This window comes from Rummeliibacillus sp. POC4 (assembly GCF_003576525.1).
Taxonomy (GTDB): Bacteria; Bacillota; Bacilli; order Bacillales_A; family Planococcaceae; genus Rummeliibacillus.
The window spans coordinates 41,064-61,551 of the sequence record NZ_QWUA01000021.1 but is presented as its reverse complement, the minus strand read 5'-3'; the positions used below and the strand labels follow the sequence as shown (position 1 = coordinate 61,551).

Sequence of the window (20,488 nt, the reverse complement as noted above, 5' to 3'; positions counted from 1 at the left end):
AAAATATACCTATTAAATCTATGCATAAAAAAGTTAAAGAATAATAAATTTATAAAGAACACTACTAAAAGAATATTAATAAAAAATATCAGAAAATACTAATAATTTAGAAATTTCTATTTACATATCAATGTAAATGTAATTTAATAGAACTTGTATCAACTTAATAACTTCAAGGGGGATTTTTATGAATACGATTACAAAGAGAATATTTACGCTATTATCAGTATTTATGTTGATTTTTCTAGCAGGATGTGGTAGTTCTGACTCTGACAAAAAATCATCTGGAAAGTCCGGTGGTAGGGTTGAAGCAAAAATAGGGGTAATTGCTTATATGACTGGTGCTGGAGCTGCTTATGGTGAAGCCATTACAAATGGGCTTAAACTAGCACAAAAAGAGATTAATGCAAAGGGCGATGTTAACATCGAACTGGTTACAGAGGACTCTGCAGGGAAACAAGAACAAGCATTATCTGCTGGTCAAAAAATTATGGCTGATAATGATATTCTTGCAATTATCGGACCGACATTAAGTACCGAATTTAAAGTAGTTGCTCCAGAAGCCGAATTAAATGGAATACCAATTATGGGAACATCCACTACTGCAGAAGGTATTCCACAAATTGGCGACTATGTTTTTAGAAATTCAATACCTGAAGCACTAGCTATTCCAGCTGCAATGGAAAAAGTGGTTGCAAAAACAAACGGAAAAAAAGTAGCAATTATTTATGGAAATGATGATGTATTCACAAAGTCCGGCTATGACACGATGAAAAAAGAAGCTGAAAAAATGGGCTTAGAAGTTGTTACAACAGAGACATTCCAAAAAGGACAAAGCGATTACAACGCACAGTTAACGAAGATCAAAAGTAAAAAACCTGATTTTATCTTAGCTTCTGCTTTATATAACGAAGGTGCGGTAATTATGGATCAAGCACGAAAAATGGGTATTGATGTACCATTTGTAGGTGGTAATGGTTTTAACTCGCCACAAGTGATTGAAATTGCAGGAGATGCTGCAAATGGGTTAGTTGTAGCAACACCTTGGTTTGGTGATTCACAAGAACAAAAAGTTGTTGATTTTAACAACAAATATAAAGAAGCTTACGGTAAGTTGCCAGATCAGTTTGCTGCACAGGCTTATGATGCTTTATATATTTATGCAGACGCTTTGGAAAGAGCTGGTGAAGCAGATCGTGAAGCATTCCATAAAGCTTTAGCTGAAACAAAAGACTATGAAGGGATTTTAGGTAAGTTTTCATTTGACAAAGAAGGTGACGTTGTCATGGACCCTACAGTTGTAGAAATTAAAGACGGAAAATTCGTTGAATTTAAGTAATTAGAATTGCAAGCTTTGGCTATTTTTAAGTCAAAGCTTGTAGTCTCATAACTGAAAAACATAAAAGAAAAGGGTGATTAAATTTGCTGCTTGAGCAATTAGTAAATGGAATTACGTTAGGAAGTATTTATGCGATTGTGGCACTGGGTTTTACCCTTGTATTTGGCGTATTAGGCATTATCAATATGGCGCATGGTGAAATTTTTATGGTAGGTGCTTATGTAGGCGTCATGACCACAGGTGTACTTGGATGGCCGTTATGGTTAGGATTTATCGCGGCGATACTTGTTACAGCATTTTTAGGATATCTGTTGGAAAGTCTTACATTAAGGCCTCTTCGTGGTAAAAAAGGGGTTTCACATTTAGCTCCTCTAATAAGTACGATAGGGGTTTCGATATTTTTGGAGAATATGACACATCATTTATTTGGTGCAGGAAACAAACCTTTTAGAACACCTTTTGCACAACTTAGCATTGAAATTGGATCAGTTACCATTTATGTAGTACAAATCATTATTTTTGTTATTTCTATTCTTTTAATGATGGGGCTATCCATCTGGTTATCAAAGACAAAAGCGGGAAAAGCTTTGCGTGCAACCGCAGAAAATTTAGAAACAGCAAGTATATTAGGTGTTGATACGAAGCGCACCATCATTATGACTGTTGTCATTGCATCTGCTATGGGTGGTATTGCTGGCGTTTTAGTAGGGATGGCATTTAACTCCGTAAGTCCTCAAATGGGACTAGCAATTGGTTTAAAAGGTTTAGCAATTATCATCCTAGGTGGTATGGGGAATGTAAAAGGCGCAATGGTTGGTGGTTTAATACTTGGATTAGCTGAAACCTTCCTTGTTGCATATGGAGATTCAGGCTATCGAGATGCAATTGCCTTTATTATGATTATTATTATTCTTCTATTAAAACCTCAAGGGATTTTCGGGTCAAAAGCTGCCCAGGAAGGAAGGTGATCATATGCTAGGAGAATTGTTAAATCCATATCAATTGCAAATAGCTTCATTTGTACTGATTAATATTATTCTAGCAATCAGTGTGTATGTTACATTGTCTTCTGGGCAATTATCACTGGGAAGTGCTGGGTTTATGGGGATTGGTGCATATACATCTGCATTAGTAACCATTCATTTTGAGTTTCCAATTATTGTAGGTGTATTGGTAGGAGCTGTGGTGGCTGGTATTCTTGGAATTTTAATCGGCATTCCTGCTTTGCGCTTATCGGGTGTATATTTGGCTATTGCCACTTTAGGTTTAGGTGAAGTTATTCGTGTGATTTTTGTTAATTGGGAGTCTCTAACAAATGGTGCTGTTGGCATTTCGAATATACCTCAGATTGGTAGAGAAATTGTTTTTACGACTAGAGATTTAGGTTTTAATGCGACGTCATTAGGATTGCAAAATAACCAGTTTGCAAGTTTAAGTGTCTTTTTAATCTTATTTGTTTTAAATATTTTTATCATCTGGTTTATCGTAAGACAAAAGAATTCGCGTGTTGGTAGAGCTTTTTCTGCCATTCAATTAGATGAAAAGGCAGCTGAATCTATGGGGATCAATGTTACATACTATAAGGTTTTATCATTTGCCCAAGGTGCAGTTTTAGCGGGGCTTGCAGGTGCATTGTTCGCCCATGTAATGGGATATATTTCGCCATCTGATTTTGCCTATCATCGTGCGGTAGAGATTTTGATCTTTACAGTATTTGGTGGTAGCGAAGTGATTGTGGGTTCGGTATTTGGTGCTGCTTTCTTAACATTGATGCCTGAAGTTTTACGTTTTATTAGTGAATACCGGTATATTATCTATGGTGTACTTCTAGTAATTTTAATGGCTGTACGCCCTCAAGGAATCATTGATGCAAATATACTGAAAAGGTTGAAACGGTCGAAAGGGGGAGACGTTCATGGTTCTTAAGATTAATCATATCTCTAAAAACTTTGGAGGAATCTCTGCATTGACAGATGTTTCGTTTTCTATAAATGAAGGAGAAATTTACGGTTTAATCGGTCCAAATGGTGCAGGTAAAACAACGATGTTTAATTTAATAACAAATATCTTCTCTCCTTCCTCTGGTGAAATAATTTTTAAAGAAGATAATATCACAGGGATTAAACCGCATAAGATTACAGAAAAAGGAATCTGTAGAACCTACCAGAATATACGCCTTTTCTCACAAATGTCTGCTTTAGAAAATGTAATGGTGGGTGGGCACTGTCGAAGTGAATCAGGTGTTATGAGAAGTGTTTTTCGTACAAGGTATCAACGTTCAGAAGAGAAGACATTAAAAGAAAATGCTGAAGAACTTTTAGAAATTGTTGGATTGATCAAATATAAAGATGTCTTGGCAGAAAATTTAGCATATGGTCAACAAAGAAGATTAGAAATAGCACGTGCATTAGCGAGTGATCCAAGTTTACTACTATTAGACGAACCGGCTGCCGGTATGAATGAAAATGAAACAGATAGTTTGTTTGACTTGATCAAACAAGTACAAGCGAGAGGGATTACTGTCTTAATAATTGAACATGATATGCCACTTGTGATGAAATTATGTGACAGAATTACCGTATTAAACTTCGGGGAAAAATTAGCAGAAGGTACACCACTTGAAATTCAAAACAATGAAGCAGTTATTGAAGCCTATCTTGGGAAAGAGGAGGAAGATGACATTGCTTAAAGTATCCAATATTGAAACATTTTATGGGCAAATCCAAGCGTTAAAAGGGATAAGTTTAAATGTTGAAGAAGGTAAAATTGTCACTCTTCTCGGTGCAAATGGTGCAGGAAAATCAACAACGATGAAAACCATTGTAGGACTTCTTAAACCTAAAAAAGGCTCGGTTGATTTTTTAGGAGAGAACGTAACCGGATTACGTCCTGATCAATTACTTCGAAAAGGTGTGGCTTTAGTTCCTGAAGGTCGTGCTATTTTATCTAGTATGTCTGTAATTGAAAATCTAGATATGGGTGCCTATCATCGAAAGGACAAAAATATTGAGAGAGATATAGAAGAAGTAATGGAACGTTTTCCTATACTGAAAGAGCGACAATCACAGTTAGCAGGTACATTATCGGGTGGACAACAGCAAATGTTAGCCATTGCTCGTGCTTTGTTATCTAAGCCTAAGCTTTTATTGTTAGATGAACCATCAATGGGGCTTGCACCACTGATTGTAGCGGACATCTTTAAAATCATTCGAGAAATAAAGGATGCTGGAACAACTGTCCTTCTTGTAGAACAAAATGCGAAACAAGCATTGAAAATTGCTGATTATGGTTATGTTATGGAAACCGGTAAGATTATTATAGAAGGAAAAGCATCAAATTTATTGGAAGACCCAAGGATTGTAGAAGCATACCTAGGAAGAAAATCGACTTCTACATCTGCTTAACTTGAAAAAAGGAAAAAATTGCTCTTCATATTAAAATGTGAAGAGCAATTTTTTATAGTGTAATAGAAAAATTCCTTCCTTACTTGAAGTTTGTTGGATTAGTTTTTAATATCTATTAATTTACCAGGATTCATAATATTCTTTGGATCTAGGGCTAGCTTAATAGTTTTCATCACATCCAGGGATGTACCGTGTTCTTTTTCTTGATATTGCATTTTGCCTATACCAACACCATGCTCTCCAGTACACGTTCCGTTCCGTTGTAAACCGAATTCAACTAATGCGGCATTAAATTGCTTTGCTCTTTCGACTTCTTCAGCATTGTTCATATCAATCATTACTAAAGCATGGAAGTTTCCATCTCCGACATGACCTACCACGCCACCTGGCAAACCTGCTTTTTCTAATTCAGTACGTGCGAAAAGAACAGCATCTGCTAAGTCAGTAATTGAAACGCATACATCTGTACTCATTAACTTTTTCCCTTTGTAGCCATGGATAAATGCATAGGCTAAGTTATGGCGAGCATCCCATAACTTGTTGCGAGCGGCGGTATCAGTTTCAAATTCAATTTCTAAACAGCCATGATCATTCATAATTTCCTTTGTAAACTCAACGTCTTGTGCAAGTCCTGCCTCATTCCCATGAAACTCTAAAAAGAGTGTTGGTTTAAGTGGGTAATTTGTTTCACTATAGTGATTTACTTGCTCAATAGATTGTTCATCAACAAGTTCTACACGTGCAATTGGAATTCCAGCTTGTAAAATAGAGGTAACAGCATCAACAGCAGATTTAACAGTTGGAAATACAGCACGAGCAGCTGTTTCAAATTCAGGAATTCCGTAAACTTGTAATGTTAGCTCTGTAAAACAGCCAAGCGTTCCTTCAGAACCTACAAAAAGTCCATTTAAATGGTAGCCTGAAGATGATTTAGCAGCAAGGTTGCCAGTATGAATAATACGACCATCAGCAAGAACAACTTCTAAATCACGTACTTGGTCACGCATAACTCCGTAACGAACGGCAGTAGTACCACTTGCATTTGTCGCTGCCATGCCGCCTAATGATGCATCGGCACCAGGATCTACCGAGAAGAAAAGACCATATTTTTTTAGTTCTTTGTTTAACTGAGTTCTTGTTACACCAGGTTGAACACGTACTAGTAAGTCCTCCGGGCGAACTTCGATTATTTGATCCATTAAAGAAAAATCGATTGTAATACTTTTCTTTACGGGAACAATATGTCCTTCTAAGCTTGAACCTCTTCCAAATGGAATGACAGCGATTTCAAAATCATTTGCAACTTTTAGAATGTCACTGACTTCCTTTGTAGAAGAAGGGTAAACAACTACATCTGGTAACTGACCTTCGTGATAAGATTCATCTTTACTATGTAATTCTCGAATGGTTTCATTTATCGAAACTTGTTCATCTTTTAAAAAGCTTTTTAATGTAGACACGACTGTTTCTGTAGTAATCATATTTGAATCGCCTCTTTCTTTGAAAAATCTGTATTTTCTAATAATTATATAGTAGATAGATCGAAACTTCCATATTGGTTTTTCAAAGCTTGAATAAATAGCGAAACATAAAAAATACATGTAGTCTCAAAGGGACTACATGTATTTTCTAAGCCAAAGCTTTTGATAGCTCGTTCATAAAACTGTCTTGTTCTTTCTTGTCAGCTTGTTGCCACCAAGTTTCAAAGAATACACCTAGTCCAGGAAGTAAATGTTCTTCACCGCGACTAATCGCGTCTTCCACAATATCTTTTAACTGATCTGGACTATTTCCTGTAACATTTTGTTTGATGGCATCGCGAATTTTGAAATTCATTTAGCATCCCTCCTAAAGATATTTTTACCCACAGCTCGATTGTTATACATACATTTGGTACACTTAAAAAGAATAATTTTGTGATAAACAATTACATACAAGGGGGAAATGTTTTTATGAAAGCAGTTGTTTTTGAAAAAGGTCAATTGTTAGTGAAAGATGTTCCAACACCAAAGCTAAAATCTGGTGAAGTATTAGTAGCGATTAAAGCAGCAGGTTTAAATCGACGGGATCTATACACACCTGGCCGTTTAGGAAATAACAGTGAAGCATTAATCCTTGGTTCAGATGCAGCAGGTGTAGTCGAGGCAATTGGTGAAGGTGTAACAGATTGGAAAATAGGTGATGAGGTAATTATTAACCCATCATTACGTTGGTATGAGCAATCTGATTTTCCGCCTGAAGGCTTTGAGATTTTAAGTTTACCAGATAACGGAACATTTGCAGAGAAGATTGCAATTTCTGCAGAACAACTAGAAAAAAAGCCATCTCATCTAACGCTTGAAGAAGCTGCAGTAATTGGTATTTCACCATTAACAGGCTATCGGGCATTATTTACAAAAGGACAAATTCAAGCAGGGCAAACTGTCTTTATCCCTGGAGCAGGTAGCGGCGTTGCAACATTCCTTATTCAAATGGCCAAAAACGTAGGTGCACGAGTAATCGTTTCATCACGCTCAGAAGAAAAGCGACAAGCTGCATTGAAAATCGGTGCAGATCTTGCAGTTGATACAAATGGTGATTGGTTAAAAGAGCTTGAAAATGAAACAATCGATTTAGTCATTGAAAGTGTTGGCCGTGCAACGTTCAACCGTTCTTTGTCGGTTTTGAAAAAGGGTGGTAAAATAGTGGTATTTGGTGCAACAACTGAGGATGTAGTAGACTTTGACTTACGTCAATTTTTCTATGGTCAATATACATTGCTAGGTACGACAATGGGAAGTCGTGAAGAATTTAGAGCTTGCATCGATCACTTGGAAAAGTATGATACGCACCCAATTTTAGATCGTAGTTTTTCAATGGATGAAGCACAAAATGCACTAGATTATTTAAAGGAAAATCGTCAATTTGGCAAAATTGTCTTAACGATTTCATAATATAAAGGCGGTAAAGAATACATGAAAAGAATCGAATCTCCACAAAATTCCCTTGTGAAGTATTGGAAAAAACTAGCGACTACTCGTAAAGAACGTGATCGCTCTGGCGAATTTCTAATAGAAGGTTTCCACTTAGTGGAAGAAGCTATAAAAAATAAAAGCGAAATACTAAATATAATTGTGCGTGAAGATGTAGATATACCATCAAACTGGAATATCGATAATATCTATGTTGTAGAAGTTACTGCTCAAGTTGCAAATGAATTTGCAGAAACTGAACATTCACAAGGTATTTTCGCTCAAGTTAAACAACCTACAGTATCAAAAGAGGAGCAAACTAAGTGGAAGAAACTTTTACTAGTTGATGCCGTTCAAGACCCAGGTAATATTGGTACAATGATTCGAACTGCCGATGCTGCTGGAATTGATGCTGTTATTTTAGGAAAAGGCTGTGCTGATCCTTATAATCCAAAAACAGTACGATCAACACAAGGTTCCATTTTCCATATACCTGTAGTACGAGGGGATTTAAGTGAATGGATTGATTCATTAAAAGAAAAAGCCATTCCTGTTTACGGTACTGCATTAGAAAATGCAGTGCTTTATCATCAAGTGAAAAAAGAAGGTAAGTTTGCACTCATAATGGGAAATGAAGGCAGTGGCATTGATTCAGATATTTTAGCGAAAACAGATGCCAATGTAATTATTCCTATAATGGGTGAAGCTGAATCATTAAACGTTGCTGTTGCAACAGGAATTGTACTTTATTATTTCTCAACGGATGAATTCTAAACTTGAAGTAAAGACTTGAATTGCGTATAATGATTTAGAGTAAATAATAAATAAAATGCAATGAGCGGGAAAAGTACATTGTTTGACCTTTTTAGGGAGTGCATGTCATAGACTGAAAGCGTGCATATTGTGTTGATGGATGGAAGTTCACCCCGTTAGCAGCCACCGGGACCAGTATAATTACTGTAAAGGATGGCCGGTGAAACGCCGTTAAGTAATGAGTGATTGTAAGTTTTTTCTTGCAATAACTAGGGTGGTAACGCGAATATAACCTCGTCCCTTTTTAGGGGGCGAGGATTTTTTTATTTTTTCTATGTATTTTGTAGAAACTAATATAGCAAAACGCCCTATCTTAATGGTTTCACCTACTATTTGTTTCAATCTTGGAAGGAGGAATTTACAAATGGCAATGATCGAGCAACTAACTCAACTAAAAGAAGAAGTTATAGAAAAAATCACGGCAACAGAGAATATTAAACAATTAAATGAAGTCCGTGTTGCTTATTTAGGTAAAAAAGGTCCAATTACAGATCTATTAAAAGGTATGGGGAAACTTCCTGTAGAGGAACGTCCTAAAATGGGTGCTTTAGTTAATGAAGTTCGCGCAGAAGTTCAACATATTCACGATGTACGCAAAGCTACATTAGAAGAACAAGCAATCCAAGAACAATTAGAAAAAGAAGCAATTGATGTGACACTTCCAGGTCGTCCTGTAAAAGTAGCAAATGCACATCCGTTAACTCGTGTAATTGAAGAAATTGAAGATTTATTCATCTCTATGGGGTATGAAGTTGCTGAAGGTCCTGAAGTTGAAAAAGACTACTATAACTTTGAAGCATTAAACTTACCAAAAGGTCACCCTGCACGTGATATGCAAGATACTTTCTATATTTCAGAAGAAATCCTAATGCGTACACATACATCTCCAGTACAAGCACGTACAATGGAGAAAAAACAAGGTGCCTCATTTAAAATTATTTGTCCAGGGAAAGTATTCCGTCGTGACAATGATGACGCAACTCACTCACACCAATTCACTCAAATCGAAGGTTTAGTAGTTGGTGAGAACATTCGTATGAGTGACTTAAAGGGCACATTAGACATCTTCGCTAAGAAAATGTTCGGTGAAGACCGTGAAATCCGTTTACGTCCAAGCTTCTTCCCATTCACAGAACCTTCAGTTGAAATGGATATTTCTTGCTTTAAATGTGGTGGTGAAGGCTGTAACGTATGTAAACATACAGGCTGGATTGAAATTCTTGGTGCTGGTATGGTCCACCCAAATGTACTTTCAATGGCTGGCTATGATCCTAAAAAAGTTTCTGGATTCGCATTTGGAATGGGACCGGAACGTATTGCAATGTTGAAATATGGGGTGGATGATATCCGTCATTTCTATACAAATGATGTAAGATTCTTATCACAATTCCATCGCACAGAAGAGTAGGGAGGGGAAGGCATGTTAGTATCTTTAAAATGGTTATCACAATATGTCGATTTACAAGGTTTAGAAGCTGAAGATTTAGCAGAAAAGATTACCCGTTCAGGGATTGAAGTTGAAGGTGTACATCACCTATCAAAAGGTATTAAAAAAATTATGGTTGGTCAAATCAAGGAAATTAAAAAACATCCTGATTCTGATCATTTAAATATTTGCCAAGTAGATTTCGGTGAAGATGAGCTTTCACAAATTGTATGTGGTGCTCCAAATGTTGCAGAAGGTCAAAAAATTGTTGCTGTTCGTCCGAATGGATATGTAGGCGGCAAAAAAATTAAAAAAGGGAAACTTCGCGGTGAAGTATCTAATGGTATGATTTGTTCCTTACAAGAATTAGGTATTGAAGGTAAAGTTGTTCCGAAAAAATATGCAGATGGCATTTATGTTTTACCTGAAGAAACTCCAGTAGGAATGGATGCAATCAAAGCTTTAGGTTTAGATGATGTCATTTTAGAATTAGGTTTAACACCAAACCGTTCAGATGCCATGAGTATGTTAGGGGTTGCATATGAAGTTGCAGCTATTCTTTCAGAAGAGATTAAACTCCCAGAAACAGCTCATGAGGAATCAGCCCAAAAAGCTGAAGAAGTTTTAAAAGTTCGTGTAGAAGCAAAAGATGTCAACCCAATGTACACTGCTAAAGTCGTGAAAAACGTCAAAATCGGTGAATCACCATTATGGTTACAACAACGTTTAATGGCTGCTGGTGTACGCCCATTAAATAATGTCGTTGATATTACAAACTACATTTTAATGGAATATGGTCAACCACTTCATGCATTTGACTATGATGCACTAGGTACTGGTGAAATCGTTGTTCGCTTAGCAAAAGAAGGAGAACCGATTAAAACATTAGATGGTCAAGATCGAGTGCTAAATGCAAAAAATCTTGTCATTACAAATGGTAAAGAACCTGTAGCAGTAGCAGGTGTTATGGGTGGCTATGACTCAGAAGTAACAGATAAAACAACAACTGTAGTAATTGAATCTGCATACTTCGATGGTCTAACTGTTCGATATACTGCAAAAGATCTTGGTTTACGTAGTGAAGCAAGTGCCCGTTATGAAAAAGGCGTTGATCCAAACCGCGTCATTCCTGCTGCAGAACGTGCTGCTCAGTTATTAGCAGAAATTGCAGGTGGAGAAGTATTATCAGGTGCTGTTGTTTTTGATGAATTAGATAAAACACCTGCCAAAGTTGTTGTTTCACCTGATTTTGTCAATTCACGTTTAGGTATGAAAATTTCTCTTAACGAAATGGTAACTATCTTAACTCGTTTAAAATTTGACGTTGAAACTGCTAATGGTCTTCTTTATATCGATGCACCAACACGTCGTCAAGACATCAAAATTGAAGAAGATATCGTAGAAGAAATTGCTCGATTATATGGTTATGATGAAATCCCTGCAACAGTACCAGTTGGTGAATCTAAAGCTGGTGGCCTTAATGCATACCAAGCAAAACGTCGTCTTATTCATCACCAATTACAAGGATCAGGTTTGTATCAAGCATTGACTTATTCACTTACTTCAGATGAGCTTTCACAAAAATACGCATTAGAAACAGCTCCAACAACTCGCCTTTTAATGCCAATGAGTGAAGAACGCAGTACATTGCGTCAAAGTATTTTGCCTCATCTAATTGAAAGTGTTACTTATAATGTATCTCGTCAACAAGATTCTGTAGCTCTTTACGAAATTGGTTCCGTATTTTTAGGAGAAACAGAAGAAGGTCTTCCACGAGAAGAATCACATCTTGCGGCTGTTATGACAGGTAATTGGTTGAATAACGCTTGGCAAGGTGAACATAAAAAAGTCGACTTCTTTGTACTCAAAGGAATTTTAGAATCTTTATTTGCTAAATTAGACTTAACAACTCGTATCACTTACGAAACGGCAGTTGTCGATGGTTTACATCCAGGACGCACAGCTAACATCCTTTTAGATGGCAAGAGAATTGGTTTCTTAGGTCAATTGCACCCAGCGGAACAAAAAGCAAACGGCCTTAAAGAAACGTATGTGATGGAACTAAACTTAGAAGAAATTATTGCAGCATCTATTGAACCATTAGTATATGTTCCAGTTCCACGTTTCCCATCTATTTCACGTGATATTGCATTAATCGTTGATCGTACTACAAAAGCAGCAGATTTAGAAGCAACAATCCGTAATGCTGGTGGTAAATTACTTAAAGAAGTCAATGTATTTGACCTTTATGAAGGAGAAAAAATGGAACTAGGCAAAAAATCAGTTGCCTTCACATTAACTTACTTCACACCAGAACGAACACTTACTGATGAAGAAGTTGTAGCTGCACATGATAAAGTTGTAGCCGCTCTTACTGAATCTGGAGCAGAATTACGTTAATATGTAATAATCCTTATTTTAAAAAGGTGATAACTTTTAGTTATCGCCTTTTTATTTTGAAAAAATGGTTTATGTAATATTTTTCACATAAATTACTTGAATATATAATATGATATACAAAGCAATTCTATTAATGTAAATAAATAGTAAAATATTATTGATAATTAATATCAGTATGCTATAATGGATAAAAATGTTGTCAGACCTTAATGTTATATATTGATATACTTATAATATATAAAAATTTCAGAATATTGTAATAAAAAGATAGACAAAATTCTATTTTATGTTATTTTAGTAAAAATAATATATTTAGAAAAACGAAATATGTCGATTGTTCTCTACATAATGTTTATTGGTTCAACTTTAATATTTTTAATATTCAAATTATTAAGGGAGGGCATATATTTGAAAACCTCAGAAGAAGTACTAGCAAACAATTTGAAATCCTCAAATGAAATACTCAAAATCAATCATTTGCGCACTAGTTTCAGAATAAAGGACAGTTACTACGATGCTGTAGATGATGTTTCACTATCACTAAAGGAAAATGAAGTTCTAGCTATTGTTGGAGAATCTGGCTGTGGTAAAAGTACATTAGCAACTTCCATTGTAGGTTTGCATAATCCATTAAATACAAAGGTAACTGGAGAAATCCTATATAACGGAAGTAATATTGTGAAGCTTAAAGAGGATGATTTAAATAAGATTCGTGGAAATGATATAGGGTTTATCTTCCAGGATCCACTTTCCGCATTGAATCCTTTAATGAGAATAGGGGATCAAATTGAAGAGTCCTTGTTTTTTCATACAAAGCTGGATGAACAACAACGAAAGAAAAGAGTGCTTGAGCTTTTAGATCAAGTAGGAATTATCAATCCAAAACGCGTAGCGAGACAGTTTTCACACCAATTATCAGGTGGCATGAGACAACGTGTCATGATTGCAATCGCGATTGCATGTAAGCCTAAAATAATGATTGCAGACGAGCCTACTACTGCACTTGATGTAACAATTCAAGCCCAAATCCTAGACTTATTATTAGATTTACAAGCAGAAACAAACGCAGGAATTATTCTAATTACTCACGATTTGGGAGTTGTAGCTGAAGTAGCAGATCGAGTAGCAGTGATGTATGCAGGACAAATTATTGAGATTGCATCCGTACAGGAATTATTTAATAATCCAAAGCATCCATATACTCGTTCATTGTTAAATTCTATTCCTCAAGTAGAAAGAGAAAGTGAAAAACTAGAAGTAATACAGGGAATCGTGCCAACATTGACAAAGCTATCCAAACACGGCTGCCGTTTCTCACCTCGAATTCCGTGGATTGATGAAAGTAAACATGAAAAAGAACCGCAGCTTCATGAAATTTCTCCAGGGCACTTTGTCAGATGTACCTGTTGGAAGAACTTTCATTTCGATGGGGAGAAAGGAGGAAGCCATCTATGAGTAGCTTTATGGAAGTAAAAGATTTATGTGTGCACTATCCAATTCGCGGTGGCTTTTTTAATACAGTGATTGATCATGTATATGCAGTAGATGGCGTATCTATGGAATTTGAAAAAGGAAAGACATATGGATTAGTTGGAGAGTCAGGTTCAGGTAAATCGACAACTGGTAAAGCAATTATTGGACTAGAGAAAATTACTTCTGGAAAAATAATTTATGAAGGTGAAGACGTAACGCACCAACGCCGTAAGCGTGATAGTGCTTATAACAGAGATATTCAAATGATCTTCCAGGATTCACAGTCAAGTATGAATCCGAGAAAACGTGTGCTTGATATTATTGCAGAGCCTATTCGTAATTTTATGAATATGACAGTTCAAGAGGAACGTAAACGTATTATTGAACTACTAGAAATTGTCGGAATGTCAGAAGAAGCAATGTACAAGTATCCTCATCAGTTTTCAGGTGGTCAACGTCAACGTCTTGGTATTGCGAGGGCAGTTGCTTGTAATCCTAAAATGATAATAGCAGATGAACCAGTGTCAGCTCTGGATCTTTCTGTACAAGCCCAAGTATTGAACTTTATGAAGGATATTCAAAACGAATATGGTTTGAGCTACTTATTTATTTCTCATGACTTAGGGGTTGTCCGTCATATGTGTGATCATATTTCTATCATGTATAAAGGGCGCTTTGTTGAAACTGGAAGTAAAAATGAGATATTTAAAGATCCACGGCATATTTATACCAAGCGTTTATTGTCCGCAATTCCGAATATTGCACCCGAATCACGCTTGGAAAGAAAACATAAGCGACGACAAGTAGAAGTTGACTATAAAAAAGAACAACATAAATACTACGATGAAGATGGTAAGGTATATCCGCTTAGTAGTGTTTCCTCTAATCATTCTGTTGCAATAGGGAGCATTGAGAAAGGAGGTTACGAAAGTGTGGAAAACAATAGCTAGACGCTTTTTAATCATGATACCGCAACTATTTGTTTTAAGTATTTTTATATTCATCTTAGCTCAATTTATGCCAGGTGATCCTTTTTCGGGATTGATAACACCACAAACCGATCCAAATCGTATTGAGGAATTACGAGAATTGGCAGGATTAAATGATCCGGTATACGTTCAATATTGGAATTGGATTGTTAATATGTTCCAAGGCGATTTTGGTGATAGTTATACGTTTAAAGTGAGCGTAGCTTCTCTTATTGGTGATAGAGGATTAAATACACTTTGGTTATCTTTATTAAGTGTTTTCTTAGTGTATCTTATTGCAATTCCATTAGGTGTTATAGCAGGACGTTATCAAAACTCATTAAAAGATAAAACAATCGTATTGTATAGCTTTATTAGCTATGCGATTCCAACATTTGTATTAGGTTTGATTTTCGTCTATGTTTTCGGCTACAAATTACAGTGGTTTCCTACTTCAGGAACAAAAGATGTAGAAGAAAAGGCGGGAACACTTGGTTATTATTGGAGCATTATATACCATCTTCTACTACCTGCAATTACATATGCTGTACTTGGTACAACAGCTATTATTCAATATCTACGATCAGAAATTATAGATGCACAATTACAGGATTATGTAAAAACTGCAAGAAGTAAGGGAATTCCGATGAAAAAAGTATATTCACGCCACATTTTTCGAAATTCGCTATTGCCAATCGCTGCATTCCTAGGTTTTACCATTACTGGATTACTAGGTGGATCGTTTTTTATAGAGACCATTTTTGGATATCCAGGTATGGGGAAATTATTTATCGACTCGATAATGGCCCGTGACTATAGCGTTATTACAACACTTATTATGCTATATGGATTCTTAACATTATTAGGTAGTTTGTTATCGGATATTATTTTAAGCATTGTTGATCCACGTATTCGAATCGAATAAACTACAAAAATATTAGAAAAAGAGGGGTGAATCTAATATGGAAAAAGTGTTAGAAAAGAGTCCAGATAGAGAAGTGGAAGCATCAAGTTTGCCCGTCACGGGATGGCGTGTTATCTGGCGTGAATTTAAAAAAGATAAATTAGCTATGTTTTCACTTCTTATATTGTTTGTAATTATATTTGGCTCTATTATTTGGGCACCTTTTATCAATCAAGAGGAACTGATGAAAATTAGTTTACTAGATGAATTTGCAAGACCAGGTGAAAATGGTTTTATATTAGGTGCTGATCAAGGTGGTAGTGATGTATTAGGCCAATTGGTCATTGGGGCAAGGAATTCTCTGATTATCGCAATTGCGATTACGATCATTACTGGAATTCTTGGAATAGGTGTAGGAATTTTAGCAGGCTATTATGGTGGCATAGTCGATAATATTCTAATGCGCTTAGTTGATTTTGTCATGACTTTACCAACTATGATGATTGTCATCGTTTTTGTGACAATCATTCCAAAATATAATGTTACATCTTTCGTCTTAATATTGAGTGCATTTATGTGGGTTGGAACAGCAAGGCTAGTACGAAGTAAGACATTATCTGAGTCAAAACGAGATTATGTTAATGCTTCTAAAACTATGGGGACAAGCGATTTTGCCATTATGTTGAAGGGCATTGTGCCAAATTTAAGTTCTATCTTAATTGTAGAAATGACATTAAACTTTGCAGGAAATGTAGGGATTGAAACAGGTCTTTCATTCTTAGGTTTTGGTTTACCTGAATCTACGCCAAGTTTAGGCACACTTGTCAGTTCTGCATTTAACCAAACAGTCTTAGCTGAAAAGTGGTGGGTATGGTTACCAGCATCTATGCTAATTTTAGTATTGATGTTAGGAATAAATTATGTTGGGCAGGCATTACGTCGTTCAGCAGATGCAAAACAAAGAATAGGATAAAAAAGAGGAGGAGATTGGATGAAGAAAAAGAAATGGCTTTTACTATCTTTAGTATGTGTATTAATGTTGGCACTAGCTGCATGTGGAGGATCAGATTCTAAAGATAAAAGCAAAGGAGAAGATACTAAAAAGGAAAAGGTAGATACAAGTAAATTACCTTTTGAGGCAAAAAATGATGGTGATTCGATTGAAGGAGGAACATTAAAAGTCGGCTTAGTGACAGATTCACCATTCCAAGGGATTTTTAACTGGGAGTTATATGAAGATGGAAATGATAAGGATATTCTGGATTACGCCTCAAATTCAATTTTTGATACAAAAGAAGACTTTTTAATTGCTGATACAGGTCTAGGACAACTTAAAGTAGATGAGGATGCAAACAAAGCAACTGTAACAATTAAAAAAGATGTTAAATGGTCAGATGGTAAGCCATTTACAATTGATGACGTTATTTACCCTTACTATATTATCGCTGATAAGGATTATACTGGAGTTCGTTATGATGCAGACTTCCAAAATATCGTTGGGGCTAAAGAATATCATGATGGCAAAGCAAAAGAGATTTCTGGTATCAAAAAAGTGGATGATTATACAATGGAAATTTCATTCAAAAAAGTTTCACCAGCAATCTACTCTGGCGGTGATGGCCTTTGGGGTTATGCTGCACCAAAACACCAATTAAAAGATATCAAAATCAAAGATTTAATTAAATCAGATGCAGTTCGTAAAAATCCAGTAACAGTGGGTGCATTTGTTATCGATAATATTGTAAAAGGTGAATCTGTAAAATTTAAAGCCAATCCAAATTATTTCAAAGGAAAACCTAAACTTGATAGTGTTGTAGTAGAAGTTGTACCATCATCATCTTCTGCAGCTGCTATTAAAGCAGGTAAATATGATGTTGTGAAGAATTACCCAGCAAATGATTATTCTGCTATTAAAGATGCGTCAAATACTACAATCTTAGGTCGTCCAGAGTTAGCTTATTCTTATGTAGGCTTTAAACTAGGTAAATACGATACTAAAGAAGGCGTAAGTGTGATGAATGATACTGCGAAGATGAATAACGTGAATCTACGCAAAGCGGTTGCATATGCAATGGATATTGAACAAGTATCAGATGTATATTATGAAGGATTACGTACACGTGCTAATTCTTTAATTCCACCAGTATTCTCTAGCTTCTATGATGATTCATTAGAGGGCTACAAATATGATCCGAAACAAGCGAAAAAATTATTAGAAGAAGCAGGTTACAAAGATACTAATAATGATGGTTATGTAGAAGATCCAGATGGTAAAGAGTTCTCTATCAAACTAGCAGCGATGTCGGGTTCTGATAAAGATGAAAAAATTATTCAATTCTATATTCAAAATTGGAAAGATGTTGGCCTAAAAGTGGAACTATCAACTGGCCGTCTGATAGAATTCAACAGTTTCTATGATAAAGTACAAGCGGATGATAAAGATATCGATATGTTCATGGCTGCATGGGGTACAGGTACTAATCCATCACCTGTAGGATTATACGGAAAAGAAGCTCAATTTAACTTCAGCCGTTTCGTTTCGGATGATCTAACAAAATTATTATCAGATATAGATTCTAAGGAAGCAATGGATTCAGAATATCGTGGTAAAGCATTCAGAGCATGGCAAGAATACATGAGTGAACAAGCTACTACGATTCCAATGTACTTCCGTACTGAAATCATTCCAGTTAACAAACGTGTGAAAAACTACAATATAGATTATTTAAATGAAACTGAATTACAAGACCTTGAATTAGTAGCTGACGAACCAGTGAAATAATTTAACAGTTATTTACCTTTAAGAAAAAAGTGCTAGTGGATTTTATTTCCATTAGCACTTTTTCGTTGTTACTTTAAGTCATTGAATTATCATGATTTAGTTATATTCTTGCAATATGATTACGATATACTCAGTAAAAGTTGAAGTTATTTGAGTATCGTTATGTCTTCTGAATTTAGGTTTACTTTATCTAAAACGTTTTTTAGATGCAATACGCGAAGCTTTTTGGGTATTTGCAAAATGCCATTTTGTGACACTGTAAAGGGTATCTTCCCCTTGAGCTAATAATATTTTTGCTGCAACTTCATCTACTTGATGGCCGGCACCTTTTGGCAATGAGATACCGATTTTTTTGCTTAGTTTGTCCATTTCGTGTAAGAAAGCACAGCGAGCTAGAATGGATGCAGCAGCGACAGCAACATGGATTTGTTCAGCTTTTGTTGCAAATAACACATTTTCTGATACGATTTCTTTTTCATTTTTTATATAATTATAGTAGGTATTTCTTTCAGCAAATTGATCGATAAGTACGTGAGCTGGTCTTTCTGGCTCAATTTCATTGAGAACTTTTCGAAGTGCTTGGTTATGAAGTAAGGCTTTCATCTTTCCTTGGGAAAATCCCTTTTTTTGAACTTCATTATACTTTTCGTTAGGGAGTGTTAATACACAATTAGGAAGTGTCGCTTTTAAATCTGGTGCTATTTTGAGCATGTATTCATCGGATAGCATTTTTGAATCTTTAACACCTAATTCTTTTACCAATTCAATTTTGTCTTGTGGTACATAGACAGCTGCTACAGTTATTGGACCAAAATAATCTCCGGTTCCAGTTTCGTCAGAACCCAATACAGATAAAGAGGACAAGTTTTTAGGCAACGAATCACCTTTAGATGACGTCATAGAAGGTGTGTCTTCAGCTTGTGACTTCCAATGATTGGCTTCACGTTCACAACCGCTACCTTGGAACATGACTTTACCAGATGAATAGGCAGTAATGGCGCAATCTGGTAGTTTTGCAGCAAAAATAACGCCAGGAGCCTTTCGTTCGATAATATTTTGAGAATAATAGTTCATAACTTCTTTTTGTACCTTTGTAGTTAACTTAATGACAATATTAGACATATTTAATATTCCTTTCTTCTCAAATTATTCACAACTTAGACACTTCATGCTATCATAAGAAATAGGACTTTGAAGGAGGTTACGGCTTTGTCAGAGCAACAAAAAAATAAAGTTTCAGTTGAAATCTATGGTCAAACATATAATATAGTTGGAATAGAGTCTCCAGGACATATGCGATTTGTAGCAGCAAGTGTTGATGAACAAATGCGTATGATTAAGCGAGCAAACCCAAGCCTCGACAGTGCCAAATTAGCCGTCCTTACTGCCTGTAATGCAGTAAATGATTACTTGAAATTAAAAAAACAAGTAGAATTACTAGAATCACAATTGAAAAAATTAAAGGATGAAGTGAATGGTTGATTTAATCATAATTATATTATTACTTGTTGGATTAGTAAGCGGTGCTAGAAGGGGGTTAATCGTACAACTAATCCAAATGGCTGGCTTTTTGATCTCTATTATTGTAGCTTATTTATATTATAAGCCATTAGCGGAAAAATTAGTGTTATGGATTCCATATCCTTCCGTTGATGAAAATACTACATTAAAATTTGCAGTAGAGCAATTAGATTTAAGCCAGACTTTTTATCAGTTGCTAGCATTTGCATTGATCTTCTTTGTTGTGAAATTTGCTATACAAATTTTCGCATCATTATTTGATTTTTTAAGACATATCCCAATTCTAGGTGGCTTAAATCGGATATTAGGTGGACTTTTTGGAGTTATTGAAGCTTACTTACTTATTTTTATCGTACTTTATGTATTAGCTTTGTTACCATTAGCTAGTATTCAAAAATACGTAGATAGCTCATTTTTAACGACATTAATACTAGATTATACACCTATAATTTCTAAAACATTCCAAAATCTATGGTTTGTTTATATGAAGTAAATGATAGACTTCTC

At 35.6% G+C, this 20,488-nt stretch carries 19 protein-coding genes and 1 other annotated feature; of the genes, 16 read left to right on the top strand and 3 right to left on the bottom strand.

Annotation, left to right across the window (positions count from 1 at the left end; genetic code table 11):
* Positions 1 to 187: 187 nt before the first annotated feature.
* The 5 genes from D1606_RS08550 (at position 188) to D1606_RS08530 (ending at position 4,743) form a co-directional block, all read left to right on the top strand.
* On the top strand, positions 188 to 1,339 hold the full coding sequence (locus tag D1606_RS08550; RefSeq protein WP_119415588.1) for an ABC transporter substrate-binding protein: 1,152 nt from the start codon (positions 188 to 190) through the stop codon (positions 1,337 to 1,339).
* 83 nt (positions 1,340 to 1,422) lie between these two features.
* On the top strand, positions 1,423 to 2,307 hold the full coding sequence (locus D1606_RS08545) for a branched-chain amino acid ABC transporter permease (protein ID WP_119415587.1): 885 nt from the start codon (positions 1,423 to 1,425) through the stop codon (positions 2,305 to 2,307).
* 4 nt (positions 2,308 to 2,311) lie between these two features.
* Positions 2,312 to 3,265, top strand: coding sequence for a branched-chain amino acid ABC transporter permease (locus D1606_RS08540; protein WP_119415586.1), 954 nt, complete (start codon positions 2,312 to 2,314; stop codon positions 3,263 to 3,265).
* Entirely contained in the window at positions 3,255 to 4,028 is a 774-nt protein-coding gene (locus D1606_RS08535; protein ID WP_119415585.1) for an ABC transporter ATP-binding protein, read from the top strand. The genes D1606_RS08540 and D1606_RS08535 overlap by 11 nt, the downstream gene beginning before the upstream one ends.
* Positions 4,021 to 4,743 (top strand): ABC transporter ATP-binding protein, encoded by a 723-nt coding sequence (locus tag D1606_RS08530; protein WP_119415584.1) that lies wholly within the window; start codon positions 4,021 to 4,023, stop codon positions 4,741 to 4,743. Before D1606_RS08535 ends, D1606_RS08530 begins: the two co-directional genes overlap by 8 nt.
* Before the next feature lie 98 nt (positions 4,744 to 4,841).
* Here D1606_RS08530 and D1606_RS08525 read toward each other — a convergent pair whose 3' ends face one another.
* Positions 4,842 to 6,224 (bottom strand): FAD-binding oxidoreductase, encoded by a 1,383-nt coding sequence (locus tag D1606_RS08525; protein WP_119415583.1) that lies wholly within the window; start codon positions 6,222 to 6,224, stop codon positions 4,842 to 4,844.
* 148 nt (positions 6,225 to 6,372) lie between these two features.
* Positions 6,373 to 6,579: a small acid-soluble spore protein SspI gene (gene sspI / locus D1606_RS08520; RefSeq protein WP_119415582.1), complete on the bottom strand. Its 207-nt coding sequence runs from the start codon at positions 6,577 to 6,579 to the stop codon at positions 6,373 to 6,375.
* A gap of 116 nt (positions 6,580 to 6,695) precedes the next feature.
* Here sspI and D1606_RS08515 point away from each other — a divergent pair, with 116 nt between their 5' ends.
* The 9 genes from D1606_RS08515 to D1606_RS08475 all read left to right on the top strand — a co-directional run bounded on the left by D1606_RS08515 (position 6,696) and on the right by D1606_RS08475 (position 18,460).
* On the top strand, positions 6,696 to 7,676 hold the full coding sequence (locus tag D1606_RS08515; protein ID WP_119415581.1) for a zinc-binding dehydrogenase: 981 nt from the start codon (positions 6,696 to 6,698) through the stop codon (positions 7,674 to 7,676).
* A gap of 21 nt (positions 7,677 to 7,697) precedes the next feature.
* Complete coding sequence (locus tag D1606_RS08510) at positions 7,698 to 8,468, top strand: TrmH family RNA methyltransferase (RefSeq protein ID WP_119415580.1); 771 nt, start codon at positions 7,698 to 7,700, stop codon at positions 8,466 to 8,468.
* 51 nt (positions 8,469 to 8,519) lie between these two features.
* Positions 8,520 to 8,752: a binding site (T-box leader), on the top strand.
* 125 nt (positions 8,753 to 8,877) lie between these two features.
* Positions 8,878 to 9,915: a phenylalanine--tRNA ligase subunit alpha gene (pheS, locus tag D1606_RS08505; protein ID WP_119415593.1), complete on the top strand. Its 1,038-nt coding sequence runs from the start codon at positions 8,878 to 8,880 to the stop codon at positions 9,913 to 9,915.
* A gap of 12 nt (positions 9,916 to 9,927) precedes the next feature.
* Positions 9,928 to 12,333, top strand: a complete 2,406-nt coding sequence (gene pheT, locus D1606_RS08500) for a phenylalanine--tRNA ligase subunit beta (protein ID WP_119415579.1) — start codon at positions 9,928 to 9,930, stop codon at positions 12,331 to 12,333.
* A gap of 408 nt (positions 12,334 to 12,741) precedes the next feature.
* Positions 12,742 to 13,788, top strand: a complete 1,047-nt coding sequence (locus D1606_RS08495; protein ID WP_369973779.1) for an ABC transporter ATP-binding protein — start codon at positions 12,742 to 12,744, stop codon at positions 13,786 to 13,788.
* Positions 13,785 to 14,756 (top strand): ABC transporter ATP-binding protein, encoded by a 972-nt coding sequence (locus tag D1606_RS08490; protein ID WP_119415578.1) that lies wholly within the window; start codon positions 13,785 to 13,787, stop codon positions 14,754 to 14,756. Before D1606_RS08495 ends, D1606_RS08490 begins: the two co-directional genes overlap by 4 nt.
* Entirely contained in the window at positions 14,737 to 15,699 is a 963-nt protein-coding gene (gene opp4B / locus D1606_RS08485; protein ID WP_119415577.1) for an oligopeptide ABC transporter permease, read from the top strand. Before D1606_RS08490 ends, opp4B begins: the two co-directional genes overlap by 20 nt.
* 37 nt (positions 15,700 to 15,736) lie before the next feature.
* Positions 15,737 to 16,651, top strand: a complete 915-nt coding sequence (locus D1606_RS08480) for an ABC transporter permease (protein ID WP_119415576.1) — start codon at positions 15,737 to 15,739, stop codon at positions 16,649 to 16,651.
* An 18-nt stretch (positions 16,652 to 16,669) separates the two neighbouring features.
* Entirely contained in the window at positions 16,670 to 18,460 is a 1,791-nt protein-coding gene (locus D1606_RS08475; protein ID WP_119415575.1) for an oligopeptide ABC transporter substrate-binding protein, read from the top strand.
* Positions 18,461 to 18,646: 186 nt separating this feature from the next.
* Here the strand turns inward: D1606_RS08475 and rnhC are convergent, their stop codons facing one another.
* Entirely contained in the window at positions 18,647 to 19,582 is a 936-nt protein-coding gene (rnhC, locus tag D1606_RS08470; RefSeq protein ID WP_119415574.1) for a ribonuclease HIII, read from the bottom strand.
* Positions 19,583 to 19,669: 87 nt separating this feature from the next.
* Between rnhC and zapA the strand changes: the two genes are divergently transcribed.
* Both zapA and D1606_RS08460 read left to right on the top strand, forming a co-directional pair.
* Positions 19,670 to 19,942, top strand: coding sequence for a cell division protein ZapA (gene zapA / locus D1606_RS08465; protein WP_119415573.1), 273 nt, complete (start codon positions 19,670 to 19,672; stop codon positions 19,940 to 19,942).
* A complete protein-coding gene (locus D1606_RS08460; RefSeq protein WP_119415572.1) occupies positions 19,935 to 20,474 on the top strand; it encodes a CvpA family protein in 540 nt (179 codons plus the stop codon). Before zapA ends, D1606_RS08460 begins: the two co-directional genes overlap by 8 nt.
* Positions 20,475 to 20,488: the final 14 nt, after the last annotated feature.